Raw genomic sequence first — 17919 nt, 5'->3', positions numbered from 1 at the left:
GTTCCCGCCGGTCGCGCCCGGCGGGACAGCGCTACGCCTCACAGCGTCTGCCGTTTCGTGGTCCGCACGCCGACGACCAGCCCAACGGCCGCGGTGAGCACCGCCGCCACCAGGCCCCACAGCGTGTCCGAGCCAATGGCGCCGGCGAACAGTTCCCGCTCGGCATCGACCAGATAGGTGAGCGGATTGAAGCGGCTGAGCACCTGCATCCAGCCGGGTCCGGCCTCCACAGGCAGCATGATGCCGGAGAGGATCATCAGCGGGAACAGCAGGGTCTGCTGCACGCCCCAGAACACCCATTCCGTCCCCTGGGTGACCAAGGCCAACGTGTAGGAGAGCGCGCCGATGCCGATCCCGAAGATCCCCAGAATCAGCAGACCCAGCAGGACCTGCAGCGGATGGAAAACAAACCCGAACGGGATGCAGACCACGGCGATGAGCAAACCCTGTGCCACCAGGGGCGCCCACTCTTTCAGCGCCCGGCCGATCATGAGCGAGGAGCGGGACAGCGGTGTCGCCAAAACCCGCTCATAGGAGCCGGTCATCAGTTCGTACTGCAGGTTGGAGCCGGTCATGGTGGTGCCGAACAGGGAGATCATGACGACGACGCCCGGCAGGAACCACTGCAGCGAGCTCTCCCCGCCAAATGCTTCGGCCCCGACGGCCGCGTCGAGCAGGGGGCCGAACAGGGCCAGGAAAATCAGCGGCTGCAACAGCGAGAAGATCAGGGAGAACGGATCCCGGAGCACCAGGAGCAGCTCGCGCCAAAAGACAAACTTGGTGTCCTGGACGATTTTGCCCAGGCTGGGTGTGGTGACCGGGGCGCTCCGACGGAGCTGTCCCGCGTCTGTCCGCTGCTGATGCATCAGACCTCGGATCCTTCCCGCAGGCTGCGCCCGGTCAGTTCCAGGAACACGTCGTCCAGGGTCGGCGGGTTGAGCTGGAGCGACATTACCGGAGCGCCGGCGTCGTCGAGCGCCTTGAGCAGTCCGGGAGCCAGCCGGGCGCCATCCGTGAGGCGGACGCGGAAGCGGGCAGCGCCGTCGTTCCTGCTTTCTTCCAAGTCCCCATCCGCGGCAGCGCGGCCGAGGACGGCACGGGCGGCCTGGACCGAGTCCAAGGAAACCTCCACGGCCAGCAGGTCCCCGGCGAGATTGGACTTCAGCCGTGCCGCCGTATCGTCGGCAATGATCCGGCCGTGGTCAATCACGATCACCCGCTCGGACATGGAGTCGGCCTCGTCCAGATAATGGGTGGTCAACACGATGGTGGTTCCGTGCTCGGCCCGCATCCGCATGATGTGCTCCCACAGGTTCGCCCGGTTCTGCGGATCCATGCCCGTCGAAGGTTCATCAAGGAACAGCAGCTGGGGCGAATGCATGAGCCCCAGGGCCACATCCATGCGGCGGCGCTGGCCGCCGGAGAGCTTGATGACCGTCCGCTTTTCCAAGTCCTGCAGGTCGAGCGTTCTCAACAGTTCGCGGGCACGCGACTGGGCATCGGCGGCGTTCATCCCGTAGAAACGGCCCTGCATGACCAGCTCGTCGATGACCCGAAAGCTGTGGCCGCCGCCGTTGCCCTGGCCGATGTAGCCGATGCGTGAACGTACTCCTGCGGGATCGGCCATCACGTCCACGCCGGCGACGGTGGCGCTGCCCGAGGTGGGCCAGAGCAAAGTGGTCAACATCCGCAGCGTGGTGGACTTGCCGGCGCCATTGGGGCCCAGGAAGGCCACCAGCTCGCCGGGCGAAACATCGATGTCGACGCCCCTGACCGCCTCCACCGTTTCCTTTTTGTTCTTGAACTGCTTGGTGAGTTTGTCCGTGTGGATCACTGGGGCTCCCAGTCTCGGCGATGGCAAAACGCTACGCCCGCGGGGGCCCGGAGTCTACGGACACGAAGTCATCGCGGACAGCAACGGTCCTGGAAGCGCGACAGCGGCATTTCGGCCCCGTGGTCGGGGAGGGGTTTCGTGCAGGCAGACAGGGCCGGAACCTCCCGTCGTACCGGTGAGAGCACTGCTACTCTTCATTCATAACGTCGGGGGGCCGGGACGACGCCGGGCCGCGTTCTATGCAGGAGGAATGCAGTGCGGACCGTTGCAGGTGAGCCCGGGGCAGTTAGCCCAACCGTACTGGTCGGCGCGGTGGACCCTGCGACCCGCGAGTTCCTCCACAGCGTCCTGAACGATGCCGGAATGTCGGTCGCTGCCTTGACTTCCGCCGCCGAGGTCCTGGCCGAGATGCAGCGCAATCCGCCCGACATCCTCTTGGTGGACGCCGCCGATATGTCTCTGGCAGGGATGGAAGCCGTGCGACGGCTGTCGGACAGCCAGCCGGGCGCGCAGTGGCGTGTGATGCTCATGGCCACGCAGGACGAACTGCACTTGGTGGAGCGCGGGTATGAGCTGGGTGTCTCCGACTACCTGATCAAGCCGCTGACGGCATCGAGTGTGGTGAACCGTGTCCGCGTGACCCTCGCGAGATCGGAACACCGGCGCCGGGAACGCAACGGGGTGGCCGTCCTGCGGGAGCAGATCCGGAACGTGTCCGATGGCATTCGCAGCACGAATGACCCGAACGAAATGATCAACCTTGCCCTGCGCGGCATCGGCGAGGCCTTCGAAGCCGACCACGTCTGGGTGCGTACCCTGGCGGACGAACGCGTGCCGCATACCGCCGCTCAGTGGACCAGTGATTCCACCCGCGAGGCCATGGCCATGCCCCACCGCACCGAGGAGCAGGTGCTGGAGCTGTCCTCGGCGCTCTGGGCCAGGCACAGCGTGCTCACGTCGGCCGACGACGGCGGTATCGACCTCGCCGCACATTCGCATGTTGCCGAATGGCTCGCCACCGCGCAGGGCAAGGCATCCCTGCTGGCGCCCCTGGGGCAGGGCCCCAAGGCTTTCGGCTTGCTTTGCCTGACCCGCACGGGACGGCCGCGACCGTGGTCACCGGCCGAGATTTCGCTGCTTCAGCACGTAGCCGGCAACCTGGCGCACGGTCTGATCCAGGGGCACCTGATCACGGCGCAACAGCAAGTCGTGGAAAAGCTCCGCGAGCTGGACCAGGCCAAGTCGAACTTCGTGGCAACGGTCAACCACGAGCTACGTACTCCGCTGACGTCCATCGCCGGATACCTGGAGCTGGTGCTCGACGGAGACGCCGGTGAGGTCCCGGAGTCGGTGGCCAGGATGCTGAAAATCGTGGGCCGTAACGCCGCGCGGCTCCGCGAGTTGATCGAAGACATGCTCACCCTGTCCAGAATGGATTTCCAGGGCAGTGGCCTGAAGACGGAACCGGTGGACCTGCCGCGCCTCCTGAGCACGGTTTCCACCGCGCTGGAACCGGCTGCGCAGGCCAAGAACGTGAAGCTGGTCGGCGAGGGGCTGGACACCCGGCTCGCCGCTGACGGCGATACCAAGATGTTGGAGCAAGTCTTCACCAACATCCTGTCCAATGCCGTCAAGTTCACGCCGCAGGACGGGGAAGTGCGGGTCAGCGTCGGCCTCGGCGGAAATGACGACGACGGCGTCCCCTGCGCCGTCGTCAAGGTCGCCGACAGCGGGATCGGTATCCCGGGAGAAGACCTGCCGCAGCTCTTCTCCCGTTTCTACCGGGCATCCAATGCCCATGCCATCCAAGGCACCGGCCTGGGCCTTGCCATCGTCAAGGGGATGGTCGACCAGCACCGCGGCCATATTTCCGTGGAGTCCAGCGTCGGCGTGGGCACTACGTTCACCATCACTCTGCCGCTGCAATCCAACCCGACGAAGGAGCCCGCCGAGTCCTCGGACAAAGTCTCCGTCTCTTAAACCACAAAGGCCGTGGCGCGCCTCCGAAGATGCATGCCACGGCCTCAGCCGGCGAGCGGAATCCCGCTCTATTACTTACTTAGTGCGGCCAGTTGCCGGTCTGAATCGAAAAGCCGCCAGAAACCGGTGCCGACTTGACTGTGGTGACCGGCAGAATGGCTGTTTCTGCTGCTGACGCAGCCGTCGCGCCGGTAATGGCTAGAACTGCAGCAATGAGTACTGATGCCGAGAACTTTTTCATCTGGTGCTCCCTCTTTGTTTATGCATAGACTCGCAAATCGATGCAGTGGTGGTGACACTGTTCAGTGTACAGACAGGTGGGCGTTCAAACTACCGGTTAAACGACACATTTGACCGGTTCCCCAGATAGCGCGCGCGGCCTAATAGGATGATGCAGATGGGACCACTCGCCTGTCTGAATAAACTTCGATGCATGGAGGAGGATAGGCACCATGGCTCCAGCTGATCCGTCCGGAGATAGTTTCCTAATCGAGCTGCGCGCGCGGGAGGCTTTCGGCCGAAGGGACTTTCTGCACGGGCTGGAGCTTGCACTCCAGGCCGCGTGTCGTGCGAAACAGGCGGGTGATGAAACGGCATGGTGGCAGATGACCTTGTTCCAAGCCGAATGCCAGCGCGGCATGGGTGACATACGATCTTGCATTAATACGGCAGAAGTTCTCCGAAATCATCCCATCACGCTGGGGTCGCGAGAACTCGAATGCCGTGTGCTCACCCTGCTGTCGGATGTTTGTCAAGCAGCGGGCGAGCTAGACCGAGCTGTTCAGTTCGGGGCCAACGCGGTTCACATTTCCTCGGACATAGATGTAGGTGAGAACCTGAGAATAGGTTCCTTTCTGGCCTTGATCGCTTCCCTTGCGGAGAGCGACGAATTGGAGCAGGCCTGGCAGGAGTGCATGAAGCTTGTCGGAATCTTGGGGTCAGGCATCGATTCACAGGCTACAGGTAAGGGCTACTGGGTCATCGGTAATGTGGCCTTCCTGCGGCATGAGGCCGAGGACGGGATTAAATACCACAAGCTCGCAGCTGAGTACCTGTCGCCGTTGAATGATCTGGCTCTGTGGGCTTGGTTCAATCGCGCTTCTGCATCAATGCGATTGTCGGCAGGTGTGGCAGACGCAGAAACAGAGCATTGCATGGAGCGCGCTGAGTTGGCCGCGTCGATTATCGGTGAGGATGGCAGCGACCGGTTTAAGAACCGCTTGAACCGCGCCAACTGGCACGTCCTAAACCAGGAATTGGATCAAGCCGTGGCGATACTCGTCGCTATCTGCAGCGAGTCGGAGGCAATGGGCCACCAGACCGCGGGAGAAGCGAATCTTCTCCTGGGCAGGGCCTTGCGGGAGCAGGGCGACTTCATGAATGCGCTGCGTTGCCTTAAGGACAGCCAAGCCTATTTTAGCCAAGCGGGTGCCAAAGATCGGGCGGCGCAGGTTGCGGCTACAATCGCCCAGTTTCCGCGAGCTTCGTAATATGTATTCTTCGTCGTGTCATTGAGCGTGTCGAGAACTCCGTTCGTTTACGCTGTGAACAATTGGCAATTCTGAAGCAGTAAGTTCTGGATTTGTTGGATGGGAGCGAAAGCTTCTACCGAATCGTTGGGGAGCGGATGCACGTGCTAGGTCATGGCTGGCCCGAGAGGGTTGCAGGAGCGGTATCCAATGACGACGCGGCCGCATGAGGCGCGTGATTGACGCGGCCGGCGCCGTTGCAGCCGACGTGATCAGTGCCGGCGACGGCATCATCAGCGTCGATCTTCCCCGGGGAGCAGCCTTCACCGACGAAGTCGCGGCCCGCACGTCAACACAGCTTCGCGTGCTTTCCGGCGGCCACCCTTGCCGTGTCTTGATGCGGATGAAGGGAGTCACATCGATCTCCCGCATGGCCCGGTCGATGCTCGGGCGGCACACCAACGCTTCCGCCATTGCCCTCGTGGGTGAGTCGCCGGTGGACCGGGTGATCGCTAACTTCGTGCTGGGAGCCGAACCCTCGGAATGCCCGGTCCGGTACTTTGACTCCGAACCACAGGCCCTTGCGTGGCTGGAACGGGACAATGCCGCATAATCCCGACCCGCGGCTCCAGCTGCTGGTCGACGGAATGGTCCGCCTGGCCGGGGGCGATCTGACCACCAGAATCCAGCCCTCGCCGGCCCGCGACGAAATTGATGCTGTCATTACCGGCGTCAACCTCCTGGCTGAGGAGCTGCAGCTCAGCTACATGGAACTGGAACAGCGCGTCGACCTACGGACGGCTGAGCTGCGCCAAGCCCATCGGGACATGAGCCGGATGGCCCTGACGGATGCTTTGACCGGGCTGGCGAACCGCACGGCCTTGGCGAAGGACATGGACGCCGCGCTCGATGATGCCCGGTCTGGCCAGCGGGCCCCGGCATTGCTCCTGCTGGACATGGATTCCTTCAAGCAGGTCAATGACAGTTATGGCCACGACGCCGGCGACCGCGTGCTCACGGTCGTGGCGAACAGGCTGAGGTCCATCGTGCGCGACGGCGACACGGTGGCACGGCTGGGCGGCGACGAGTTTGCGGTCCTTCTTCCGCGCGCAACGACGGATCTCGCGCTTCAGATGGCCCAGCGGATTCTGGGCGTGCTCAATGACGAAATCCAACTGGACGAAGTCACTGTCTGGCCGCAGGCCAGTATTGGCGTGCGCGTAGCAGATGCGGCACAGAGCGCGCAGGGCCTGTTGCTGGACGCGGACACAGCCATGTACGAGGCGAAAAAAGACCCTCAAAACCGCACCAAGATTTTCCAATCCCACATGCTCCAGGCACGCCAACTGCACAACCAGATGGCGTCCGAACTCCGCGGAGCCATCGCGACCGGCGGCTTCGAGCTCGAGTACCAACCGGTGGTGGATCTGTGCACAGGCCTGCCAATCGGGGTGGAAGCGTTGGTCCGGTGGAATCACCCGGTGCGCGGACGGGTGATGCCGAGCGATTTCATTCCCATGGCGGAACAAACCGGCCTGATAGTTGATCTCGGCCGGTGGACCTTGTCCGCGGCCGCACACCAGTTTGCCCAGTGGTCCGCCGAACTGACGCTGGATCCGGGGTTTCAGATCCGTGTAAATCTCTCGGTGGCCGAGCTTCAGCGCATCGACTTGGTGGAGCATGTTCGCGGGGTCCTGAGGGACTCAGGAATGCCGGCCGAGTCGCTGGTCTTGGAAATCACAGAGACCGGCCTGGTCACTGGGGGCGAAGTCGAAACCTACTCCTTGCTGGCCCTGCGGAAGCTCGGGATCGGCATTGAAATCGATGACTTCGGAACCGGCTACTCCTCAATCAGTTACCTGCGCCGGTTGCCGGTCGATCTGGTCAAGGTGGACCGGTCCATCATTGCTACGCATTCGGCCGACGGCTCGCAGCAGGATTTCATCGGCGCCGTACTGCAGCTCATTCGTGCTGCGGGGCTGGACGCGATCTTCGAGGGCATCGAAACGCGGGAGCAAGCCGAACAATTGCGTGATCTTGGCTGTACCGGTGGCCAAGGGTTCTACTTCAGCAAGCCGGTGTCGGCATCCCGTATCGCCAAGCTGTTGCGCAGCGGTGCCTGCCTGCCGGCGGCCGCCGAGCCGTCTTGCGAGGACGAACTGAGCCTGGCGACCGGGGCCGAGTGACCGGCACGGATGCCCTCTGTCGGCGGCCCGTGCCGCCGAGTCGCATCGAGGTTGGCAAACGTGGCAAAATGGACACTTGTGCCACCGGGTCAGTGTTCCTGGCGGCACAGTCCGCCCTGGTGTAATGGCAGCACCCCGGCCTTTGGAGCCGTGGAGTATAGGTTCGAATCCTATGGGCGGAACGACCACCGGCCGGTAAACGGGCGGTGGTGCGGCAGGTAGGATGCCGTTAACCGGAATGCACCGGCCACACCGGAATCAGCGCAGCGAGGAGTGCCACTTAGTGAGCCCCCAGGACGTCCCTGAAAAAAACGTCAAAAACGCTTCAACACCGGCAGCGGTCATCGTCCTGGCCGCGGGGGCGGGCACCCGGATGAAGTCCAAAAAGCCCAAGATTTTGCACGAGATCGGCGGCGTCTCCATGGTGGGCCACGCGATCGCCGCGGCACGCGGCCTGGCCCCCACGGTGCTCGCCGCCGTCGTACGCCACGAGCGCGACCGGGTGGCGGAGCACATTTCTTCGCTGGATCCGGACGTACTGATCGTTGACCAGGACGAGATCCCCGGTACCGGGCGTGCAGTGGAAGTGGCGCTGGAGGCGCTTCCTGCCGAACTGGACGGCCCTGTGGTGGTCACCTACGGCGATGTTCCGCTGCTGACCACGGCGCTGCTCAAGGAACTCGTGGCCGAGCACGCGTCCAGCGGAAATGCCGTGACCGTGCTGACCGCGGTCCTCGATGACGCCGGCGGGTACGGGCGGATCATCCGCGCCGACGACGGCAGTGTCCAGGGCATCGTCGAGCACAAGGACGCCACGGAAGAACAGCGCGCGATCCGCGAGGTCAACTCCGGCATCTATGCCTTCGATGCCGGTGTCCTTCGCGCTGCCCTGTCCAAGATCACCACGGACAACGCCCAGGGTGAGAAGTACCTGACCGACGTGCTGTCGCTGGCCCGGGCCGACGGCGGTCGGGTGGCCGCCGTCGTCACCGCCGACCGCTGGCAGGTGGAGGGGGCCAACGACCGGGTCCAGTTGGCGGCCCTTGGCGCCGAGCACAACCGGCGGGTCTTGGACGCTGCCATGCGGTCCGGCGTCAGCATCGTGGATCCGTCATCCACTTGGATCGACTCGACGGTGACGTTCGGCACCGACGTGACGCTGCTGCCCGGCACACAACTACACGGCGCCACCCATGTCTCCTCCGATGCGGTGGTGGGGCCGGAGACGACCCTGACGAACGTGACCGTGGGCGAAGGCGCATCGGTCGTCAGGACGCACGGCACCGATTCCGAGATCGGGCCCGGCGCCACCGTTGGCCCGTTCACCTACCTGCGCCCCGGCACGGTCCTGGGCGAAAAGGGCAAGATCGGCGCGTTCTACGAAACCAAGAACGTGAGCATCGGCAAGGGCGCCAAGCTGTCCCATCTGGGCTACGCCGGCGATGCCGAGATCGGTGAGAACGCCAACATCGGCTGTGGCAACATCACCGCCAATTACGACGGCGAGAAGAAGCACCGGACCGTCATCGGCTCGAACGTGCGCACCGGCTCGAACACTGTCTTCGTCGCTCCCGTGCGCGTCGGCGACGGTGCCTACTCCGGCGCAGGCGCGGTGATCCGCAAGGATGTGCCGCCCGGAGCGCTTGCGGTCAGCGTCGCACCGCAGCGGAACCTTGACGGCTGGGTGCAGAAGAACCGCCCCGGCAGCTCATCTGCAGAAGCTGCCTCCCGAACTTCCTCCACGCAATCCCCAACTGCAGAAAGTGATCCTTCATGAGCGGAATCAAGGCACAGGGCGAAAAGAGGCTGGTGCTGGCCTCCGGACGCGCCCATCCGGAACTGGCGCGGGAGATCGCCAAAGAGTTGGAGATCGACCTCCTGCCGACGTCCGCCTATGACTTCGCAAACGGCGAGATCTACGTCCGGTTCGAGGAAAGCGTGCGCGGTACTGACGTGTTCGTGATCCAGGCGCACCCGGCTCCCATCAACGAGTGGCTGATGGAGCACCTGATCATGGTGGACACGCTGAAGCGGGCCTCCGCCAAGCGCATCACCGTGGTCGCTCCGTTTTACCCGTATGCCCGGCAGGACAAGAAGCACCGCGGCCGGGAACCGATTTCGGCCCGTCTGGTGGCCGACATGTACAAGACGGCCGGCGCGGACCGGCTGATCTCCGTGGACCTGCACACGGCGCAGATCCAGGGCTTCTTCGATGGCCCAGTCGACCACCTCATGGCTATTCCGCTCCTGGCCGAGTACGTCCGCACACGCGTCGACCTGGACAACTTGACCGTCGTGTCCCCGGATACCGGCCGCGTCCGTGTTGCCGAACAGTGGGCCGAGCGACTGGGCGGAGCTCCGCTGGCCTTCGTGCACAAGTCCCGCGACGTGAACGCGCCCAACCAGGCCGTGTCGAAGCAGGTCGTCGGTTTGGTTGAGGGACGCACCTGCGTGCTGATCGACGACATGATCGATACCGGCGGAACCATCTCCGGCGCCGTCCAGGTGCTGAAGAACGCCGGCGCCAAGGACGTCATCATCGCGGCAACGCACGCCGTGTTCTCCGATCCCGCCGCCCGCCGGCTTTCCGAGAGCGGTGCCCGGGAAGTGGTGGTCACCAACACGCTGCCGATCCCGCCGGAGAAGAACTTCAAGGAACTGACCGTCCTCTCCATTGCTCCGCTGATCGCCCGCGCGGTCCGCGAGGTCTTCGAAGACGGCTCGGTCACGAGCCTCTTCGACGGCAAGGCCTGACAACGGCGTTCCGAACCAAGTTCCACCAGCCTTAACGGGTTCCCGAGCGGGGCCGGCGACGGGGGAGCCCGAAGAAACGGGCCGCCCCGTCGCCGGCTCCGTTTTCCGTTGTCCGGAGATGGAACGCCGCCCGGAGCGGCGCCGGAGCATGAGCATTGGCCCGAAGCCCTGCGGCTGGAGTGGCAAGGGGGCCGCTGGCTGTGAGCTGGTCCAAGCGGGTAGCCCGCAGCCGGCGTCTAGGTAGCGCAACGTCAAGACGCGTAGCGTCCCCCCGTGCCCGCGTGGTTCCAGGCTCCTACATTAGGGATGTGGGCCGGGAGCGGCCATGGCAGAATCGGCCGAGCGCCAGCGGAATTCCCCCTCACCGCTGAAGCGCAGGCCGAGAGTGGTCCCGAGGTTGGAGCAGTCCTCCGAGACCGGGATTGTGCCTTCGCCACCGTGGATCGTCTGCCGCTGCCGTTCCCGGCCCACCTGCTACTCGTATACAAGGCCCGGCTTGCTGGCTATGGTTAATTTCACGTCCGATGGGGGTTGGGCGTTGGGGGCAGGGGAAAGAAAGACGGTCTCGCCATGAAGGCTGGAACTTTATTCAGTCATGCGCTTGTGCCCGGCCCGGACAGCGTTCTGATCGGCCGGGTGGAAGCCACAGGAGCGATTCTTGAAGCGCTGACGGACAGTGAATCCGCGGGCGCAGTCGTAGTCGCGCCTTCCGGATACGGGAAGACCCTGCTGGCACGGCATGTGGCTGGACAGCTTGGGGCGAGTGTTCTGGTCGTCCAGCTGCGGGGCACCGCGTACGCGCGCAGCCGCTCCTACGGCGCGCTGACCTACTTGCTGGCCGAGTTGGATGACTCGCAGCTGGCGCACCCCATGCTGGTTCTCGATGGACTGTCACAACAGCTCAGCCAGGCGGCCGGCAGGAGAGACGTCGTCCTGTTCATCGATAATGCGGAGCATTTCGACGGCGACTCCGCCACACTGCTCAGCCAACTGGTCCAGCGGGGAGACGCACGGGTCATCATCCTCGCCCGGGACTTTTCGGCGGTTCCCCCGGCGTTCCTGCGCCTGGGCCACGACCCGCGCCTGCAGCGCATCGACCTGCCTCCGCTGGATCAGGCGGAAGTTGGCGAGTTGGCTGCGGCCGGGCTGGACGGACGGCTTTCACGCGAAGCCGCGCGGGTGCTGCAGGCGCATTCCGGCGGGAACCCGAGGTTCGTTCCGTTGCTGGTCAGGGACTATGTTTCGTCAGGTGCTCTCCGGGAACGGTACGGTGTTTGGGTTCATACCGGGAATCCAGTCCGGTTGGGACCGCTCACGGTAAGCACGGTGTGTGCGACCCTGAGCGGTTTAAACGATGACGTACTGGATCTCGCCCGCCAGCTGGCGGCATCCGGCGGTCTTTCATTGTCCGATCTGCAAGCAGCCGGACGCGGCGAGGCCCTGGACCAGCTTCAGCACCGCGGAATCGTTGGCATCGGCTACCGTCCGTTCCCAGTGGCCGACATCGCCGACCGGCTCGTGGCCGAGGCCGTGCGCGCAACGTCGCCCGACGGCCATTATCGATCCCGGCCACTAGCGGTGAACCGGAGGACGGGCGCCCGCAGCCAGCCAGGACCGATCCAGCACGGCTTGGTGCCGCCGCTGGACGCGGCCCGGTCCATGGTCTTCCACGGTGAGTACGATCGGTCGATAGGGCTGCTTCGGCGCTGTGCGGAGGATCCCTTTGTCCCGACCTGGCAGAGGCTGCTCAGCCGGGCCCTGCTCTGCGAATCCTTGGCCATCACCGGGCGCGGTGATGACGCACTCGCGTTCGCCGACGAACTCCGGCCGGACCTTGCAACGGTGTCTGAGGAATTCCGCCTGGAGATCCAACAGCACCGGGCCGCGGCTTACTTGCTGTCCGGCTCGTGGCTGGGCTCTGGTGGAAGTGTCCGCCAGTGCGGCCGCCGTGGTGATGCCGGCGGTACCTGGGAGGAACTGGTTGACGGCATCGTGCTGGCCTTGACCGGTGATCTGCACCGCGCAGCGGGCCTGCTGCGTTCCGCCCGCGCCCAAGTCTCGGAAGCGGACCCGGACGGATTGGCACCGCTCGCCGAAGCGGCCTCGGCTTACTGCCGGGCCGTGCTCCATGAAGCCGGCGGTGAGGCGGGAGCAGAGCCCCCCGGCAGCGGTCCAAGCCCTTGGCTCATCAGCCGCTTGGAACGGCATTTTCGCGCCTTGGCACGGGCGGCCAGCGGCGACGTCGATGGTGCGCTGCGACTGCTTCGGCAGCAGGCGGCTGCGGACCGGTCAGCGGCGGTCGGCACAATTGAGCTGATGGCGTTGGCGGCCATGGCGCGTCTTTCGGGGGTTGACGAGGACCAGCGGATGCTGGAACTTGCCACCCGGTGCCAGGGACCTTTCGCCGCTGTCTGTGAAACGTATGCGAAGGGGCTTGCCGCCGGAAATGCCAGCCTGCTTCTCCAAGCGGCCGAGCAAGCGCAACGCGCCGGTCACCTGGCCTTCGCCCGCGACGCGGCCGGCCAGGCTGAGGCGGCCGCAGCCAGATCTGGGCGGGCCGATGTCCTCCGCAGAGTCAGGCGCAACATTCGTACCTTCTTGACGGACGGGGCGGCACCAGGCTACGAGGCCGCATGGCGCGGGCGCCTCACGGCGCGTGAACAGGATGTAGCCCGGTTTGTTGCTGAGGGCCGCAGCAATCACGCTGTTGCCCAGGAACTGGGTGTCTCGACCAGAACGGTGGAAGGCCACTTGTACCAGGTGTTTGCCAAGCTGCTCATCCGCAGCCGTCAAGAGTTGGCCGAGATGCTGGCTCCGGAATCTCCGGGCACAACGGCATGAACGTCCCCGGCTCCGGGGGCGGGCGCCGGAACCTCATCGATGCCGTAGCAGGATGTCTGGCCGGCCATGCTACTGGCGGCGCGGTGCTTTACGGGGACACCGGGATAGGGAAGTCCACCGTCGCGGATGAGGTAGTCCGGAGCCTTGGAGACACGGTGCGGGTGCAGCGGGCACGGGCCGAACAAACGCTGGCAAACGTGTCCTACGGGGCGCTCTTTCCTTATCTAAGGGGCGTGACCGCGGCGGAATTGGACTCTCCGCTGGCAGTCCTGCGGACAGTGCGCTCCTCCCTTGCCGAGGGCTCCAACGGCGAGGCACGTCCCCTGCTGCTGATTGTCGACGATGTCCATGACCTGGACGACGCGAGCAGTTATCTGCTGGCGCAACTGGTCATGGCGCGTTCGCTCAAGATCCTGGCGCTCTGTCGAAGCTGGAGCTCGCAGCCGCGTGAACTCCTTGGATTGTGCCAGGACGGGATCCTGGAAGCCTTCGAAGTACCGCCGCTGACGACGGCGGAAGTCCGCCACAGCCTTGAGCAGATGCTCGGAGGGAGGATAGCCGGCGGGACTGTGCAGTTGCTGCAGCACAAGTCCGTGGGAAATCCGCACCTGCTAAAGGCGCTGGCCGCACACGCTGCTGCAACAGGCGCTGTGGTGCAGCACCACGGATTGTGGCGGATGATCCGGGAACCCACTGGACTCGATCCAGTCACCACTGATCTGTTCAAGGGACTCGTCAATGGGCTGGATGCATCACAGCGGCGTGTATTGGACATCGCCGCACTGGCTGGCCCGGTGCCGGCGGCAGCGGCCGGTTCTCTCTTCGACAGCGCGGTGGTCCGATCGTTGGAGGAGGTGGGGCTGTTGGCCGACATGCATACCGGGGACCTTACCGTGCGGCTCCGGTTCCCGGCGTACGCCGATGTTATCCGGTCCATGGTTCCCGCAGGACGCAGCGCGGAACTGCTGGACCAGTTCCTGGACGTCTTGAACCGTCTGGAACCATCGCCGGAAAGAACCAGTGTGGAGCTGGCGCGCTGGCAGATCGACGCCGGCCGGCCGCCATCACCTGAAGAATCGTTGCGCGCCGCACGACATGCCAATGACGAGTGTGACCATCCGCTGGCCTTGCGGCTTGCCGATGCCGCGGCCACAACCGGCCACTCTGCCGCGGCCCATGTGGAACTGGCGCGCGCCCATTGGGGGCTGGGCGACAGTACGGATGCCAAAACGGCATTGGACCTGGTCAAGGACACCGCGGACCATCGAACTATCGCGGCCGCCGCGCTCCTCCGGGCGTCCCTGGTTGAGCCGGAAGCCGACTACCGGGTTCAGCTGGAAAGGATCTCGGCCGGTTGGATGGAAGCAGCGGGAGCGCAACCCCCGACGGCCCCGGGCGACGCCCCGGTCGCCACGGCAGCTTGCCTGGATGCAGCAACCGGCGCTTGGTTGCTGAGGGCTTATGCCCACACGTTGGAAGGAGACTTCGGAGCAGCCCTTGATCAGCTGGCGGCCCCTGCCGGTGGAGCTGAGGATGCTGTTGCCCGGCTGCTTACCGGTACCGTCAAGGCGCTGTGCTTCGCGGAAACCGGCCACTTCCGGCAAGCGGCGGAAGCCGGGACAGAGGCCCTACAGTTGGTCCAAGCGACTCCCTCGCTGCGGGCCCTCTATCCTTTCGTCTTCTCCCGCCATGTGGAGTCCTTGTTGATCTCCGGCCGCTACCAGGAAGCCGAACGCGCTCTGGATGATTACGGCAGGAGCGCTCCGTGCCGGCACCGTTGGTTTTCAGGTACCGAACCCGCTCTACGAGGACTGCTTCTCTTTCGACGGGGCCGAATGAAGACTGCGGTCCATGCGTTGGCGGAGGGTTTGGGGCCGCTGCGGCATGAGGATCAAGGGATGCTGCTTCCGTCCGCGGTCGGAGCTGCGGCAGCTGCTGCGGCGATGTTGTGCAACGGCGAGCAAGCCACAGACTTCCGCACGGGCTTGCAGGACGAAGCGGTCACCGGGAGGCGCCCGCGCCTGCTTGTAGCCTCTGCTTTCGCTGCGGTTGCTGCAACGTGCCGCGAGGGTCCGCCGGGGAAGCCACGTCCGATTCCGGTCCTTCTGCAGGCAGAACTTGAGGCCCGCGCGGCGACAGCCAGGGCCGCAGGATGGGTCAGCGCGGAGAAAGAGATCCTGGAGCAGCAGTTGCTGCTCGGGGACGGTGCCGGGGCGGACCGTCTCGCGGAACTCTGCGCCCCGTTGGATGGACCCGAAACCCAGGCTTTGGCGGCTGTCGCGTCCGGCCGGGCGTCATCGGATCCGGGGGACCTGATGGCAGCAGCCGAGATGGCGACGCGGGCAGGCAAAGACCTACTCGCGGCCACGGCACTGGCATGGGCATCGGGCATCTACGAGCGGCAGGGGCTTCAGCGCCAGCACAACGGTGCACTGCACCAATTGCGGGTGGCGCTGCGTCAACTCGAGGGTGTTGCGACTCCTGCGATCGAGCGTGCCCGTGGGGGTGGACCGGCCTTGACCGCGCGGGAGCAACAAATTGTCTTCCTGGTGCGTCAGGGTGCCACCAACAAGCAGATCGCGGAGTCCTTGACGCTCTCTCCCCGGACGGCCGAGGGACACCTTTACCGGATATATCTAAAACTCGGGGTTGAGAACCGCAAACAGCTGATTCAGTATGCCGAAGCACTGGATCAGTGAGGCCATCAGTAAGTATCTGAACGCGCGGATCCAAGTACCGCTTGGCAAGCAGTACGTAGGCAGTCGGGCCGGCCGGGCGGGAATCAGCCGATTTGGCGGTCCAAGTCGAGTGTCGGCTACTGGGGCATACAAGGTAGCCGCTTCCTAGGCTGAAAGTGTCGAAAGCACCGGAAAACACAAGGGGGCATGGGCTTTCGACGACATCGGTTTCGGGACAGTTCGCAGACATGCGTCGGCGGGCTGTGCATCCATCCCGGCACCGCATTGGGGATACGGGCCTCACCTGAGCCACGGGCAGCAACGCGCTTCACAGTGTCACGGCAGTAGCGCAGCGCACGCTGGTCGAGCGCAGAATCCGTCTGGTGGAACGGATTGGGGACCCGGTTAAACGCATTGGGGAATGGTCATGATCGAAGAATTCGTCAAGGTCTCGAGGGTCCGCCACCCGCATGGACACTCATACGACGGCCCCGCACCGTCCGAGGCAGCAGGAGGGGACCCCGGCGTCGTCCGGGCCGGTCACCCGGCAGTCCCATGCTCCCCTCGCTCCGAGGAGATACCCCGGGGGCAGTCCGCGACAGCTAAGGCAGACAAATGATGGACATTTTTGCATCCCTGGAGTCGGAGGTCCGCAGTTACTGCCGGACGTGGGATACCGTTTTCGACTACGCCGCCGGGGACAAGTTGTATAGCGAGGACGGCAGGGAATATCTGGACTTCTTTTCCGGCGCAGGCGCACTTAATTACGGGCACAATAATCCGCTTCTGCTGGAGCCGCTGATTGCGTATTTGCGCTCCGGCTCGATCGTTCATTCACTAGATATGAAGACGACGGCAAAGCGGCGATTCTTAGAGACGTTCCTGGAACTTATCCTGGCGCCGCGCGGGCTGGACTACAAGGTCATGTTCACGGGCCCCACCGGAACGAACACCGTCGAAGCGGCGCTAAAGCTGTCGCGCAAGGTTACTGGCCGGCACCAGGTGCTGAGCTTCACCAATGCATTTCACGGGATGACGCTCGGCGCCCTGGCGGTGACGGGCAATTCTATGAAGCGCCAAGGCGCAGGAGTTCCGCTCAATAACGCCTCCAGCATTCCTTACGATGGTTATTTTGACCAGCCGACGGAAGATTTTCTGTGGCTGCAGCATGCGTTGGAGGACAGCGGGTCCGGAATGGATAAACCCGCCGCAGTCATCGTGGAGACTGTCCAGGGCGAGGGAGGGCTGAGAGCTGCCGGTGGAAGGTGGTTGCGGCGGCTCGCCGATCTCTGCCACCAGCACGGTGTGCTTCTTATTGTTGACGATGTTCAGGCCGGGTGCGGGCGCACCGGCACGTTCTTCAGTTTTGAGGAAGCAGGCATCCGCCCCGACATTGTCTGCCTGTCCAAATCGCTGTCCGGCTTCGGACTGCCGCTTGCCCTCATGCTGTCAAAGCCCGAACTAGACATCTGGAAGCCTGGCGAGCACAACGGCACCTTCCGCGGCCATAACCCGGCCTTCGTCACCGGGACCGCTGCGCTGGAGCACTTCTGGAACGGCCGCGGATTCGAACAAGACATCGCTGCTCGGGCCGCACAGTTGCACGCAGCTCTTGCAATGATGGCGGCCGGAACCGAAGGCGCCCGTGTCCGCGGCCGCGGGCTCTTGGCCGGCCTGTATCTTCCGGACCGGACCATGGCACGAAAGGTTGCCGCCGAATCCTTCGCCCGAGGCTTGCTCGTAGAAACCTCCGGACCGGAGGGAGAAGTGGTCAAAACCATGCCGGCGCTGACCATCAGCGCGGAAAACATGACCCGCGGGCTTGACCTTCTTGCAGAGGCGGTCCGGTCGGTTACCGGTGAGCGGCGCGACGAAGTATCAAGCAACCGCGGCGGGGAAGTTCCGGGGGCACGAGCATCCACTTCCGTTCTGCAGCAGGCGGTCAGTGAGCCGGCCGAGCACATTGGCAGATAGGTGGAAAGCGCTCCGGCCGCGCGCCGCAGGGCAGGCCGGAGTGGTGGCGGGCAGTGCACCGCACCGAGGTGCAGCGCAGTCCACGAAGATCGGGGGACCAGGGTGAAAAACTTCAAGCGCATGGATGGGGCTGCTGTCCGGATGGCGAAGGACTCATTCGCCCTCCCGCGCAGCGCCTCGACGAGCGGCGGGGCGCTGCCGGG

At 64.5% G+C, this 17919-nt stretch carries 12 protein-coding genes and 1 tRNA gene; 10 read left to right on the top strand and 3 right to left on the bottom strand.

The annotated features are described in order from the left end of the window. Positions 1 to 38: 38 nt before the first annotated feature. Positions 39 to 866, bottom strand: coding sequence for an ABC transporter permease (locus AC5RVS_RS10320; protein WP_494108062.1), 828 nt, complete (start codon positions 864 to 866; stop codon positions 39 to 41). Beyond that, entirely contained in the window at positions 866 to 1834 is a 969-nt protein-coding gene (locus tag AC5RVS_RS10315) for an ATP-binding cassette domain-containing protein (RefSeq protein WP_494108061.1), read from the bottom strand. The genes AC5RVS_RS10320 and AC5RVS_RS10315 overlap by 1 nt, the downstream gene beginning before the upstream one ends. 255 nt (positions 1835 to 2089) lie before the next feature. On the opposite strand from AC5RVS_RS10315, the gene AC5RVS_RS10310 reads away from it, so the two are divergent. Then, positions 2090 to 3814: an ATP-binding protein gene (locus AC5RVS_RS10310; protein WP_494108060.1), complete on the top strand. Its 1725-nt coding sequence runs from the start codon at positions 2090 to 2092 to the stop codon at positions 3812 to 3814. A 79-nt stretch (positions 3815 to 3893) separates the two neighbouring features. On the opposite strand, the gene AC5RVS_RS10305 is transcribed toward AC5RVS_RS10310, so the two are convergent. Beyond that, entirely contained in the window at positions 3894 to 4055 is a 162-nt protein-coding gene (locus AC5RVS_RS10305; RefSeq protein ID WP_494108059.1) for a hypothetical protein, read from the bottom strand. A gap of 211 nt (positions 4056 to 4266) precedes the next feature. Here AC5RVS_RS10305 and AC5RVS_RS10300 point away from each other — a divergent pair, with 211 nt between their 5' ends. The 9 genes from AC5RVS_RS10300 to ectB all read left to right on the top strand — a co-directional run bounded on the left by AC5RVS_RS10300 (position 4267) and on the right by ectB (position 17716). Next, positions 4267 to 5304, top strand: coding sequence for a hypothetical protein (locus tag AC5RVS_RS10300; protein ID WP_494108058.1), 1038 nt, complete (start codon positions 4267 to 4269; stop codon positions 5302 to 5304). Between the two features lie 205 nt (positions 5305 to 5509). Then, complete coding sequence (locus tag AC5RVS_RS10295) at positions 5510 to 5896, top strand: SpoIIAA family protein (protein ID WP_494108057.1); 387 nt, start codon at positions 5510 to 5512, stop codon at positions 5894 to 5896. After that, entirely contained in the window at positions 5886 to 7469 is a 1584-nt protein-coding gene (locus AC5RVS_RS10290; RefSeq protein ID WP_494108056.1) for a putative bifunctional diguanylate cyclase/phosphodiesterase, read from the top strand. Before AC5RVS_RS10295 ends, AC5RVS_RS10290 begins: the two co-directional genes overlap by 11 nt. A gap of 110 nt (positions 7470 to 7579) precedes the next feature. Then, positions 7580 to 7651, top strand: a tRNA-Gln gene (locus AC5RVS_RS10285). 101 nt (positions 7652 to 7752) lie between these two features. Beyond that, the gene (gene glmU / locus AC5RVS_RS10280) at positions 7753 to 9246 is read left to right on the top strand and encodes a bifunctional UDP-N-acetylglucosamine diphosphorylase/glucosamine-1-phosphate N-acetyltransferase GlmU (protein WP_494108055.1); all 1494 of its coding nucleotides are present in this window, start codon (positions 7753 to 7755) and stop codon (positions 9244 to 9246) included. Continuing rightward, positions 9243 to 10223 carry a ribose-phosphate diphosphokinase gene (locus AC5RVS_RS10275; protein WP_493987972.1) on the top strand — a complete coding sequence of 327 codons (981 nt, stop codon included), beginning with the start codon at positions 9243 to 9245 and terminating at the stop codon, positions 10221 to 10223. Before glmU ends, AC5RVS_RS10275 begins: the two co-directional genes overlap by 4 nt. Positions 10224 to 10859: 636 nt before the next feature. Continuing rightward, complete coding sequence (locus AC5RVS_RS10270; protein WP_494108054.1) at positions 10860 to 13064, top strand: helix-turn-helix transcriptional regulator; 2205 nt, start codon at positions 10860 to 10862, stop codon at positions 13062 to 13064. Then, on the top strand, positions 13061 to 15763 hold the full coding sequence (locus AC5RVS_RS10265) for a helix-turn-helix transcriptional regulator (protein WP_494108053.1): 2703 nt from the start codon (positions 13061 to 13063) through the stop codon (positions 15761 to 15763). Before AC5RVS_RS10270 ends, AC5RVS_RS10265 begins: the two co-directional genes overlap by 4 nt. 597 nt (positions 15764 to 16360) lie before the next feature. Beyond that, a complete protein-coding gene (ectB, locus tag AC5RVS_RS10260; protein ID WP_494108385.1) occupies positions 16361 to 17716 on the top strand; it encodes a diaminobutyrate--2-oxoglutarate transaminase in 1356 nt (451 codons plus the stop codon). The last annotated feature ends 203 nt before the right edge of the window (positions 17717 to 17919 follow it).

It is taken from the genome of Arthrobacter sp. Y3221048, from assembly GCF_059092685.1.
This window is presented reverse-complemented; position numbering and strand designations above follow the sequence as displayed.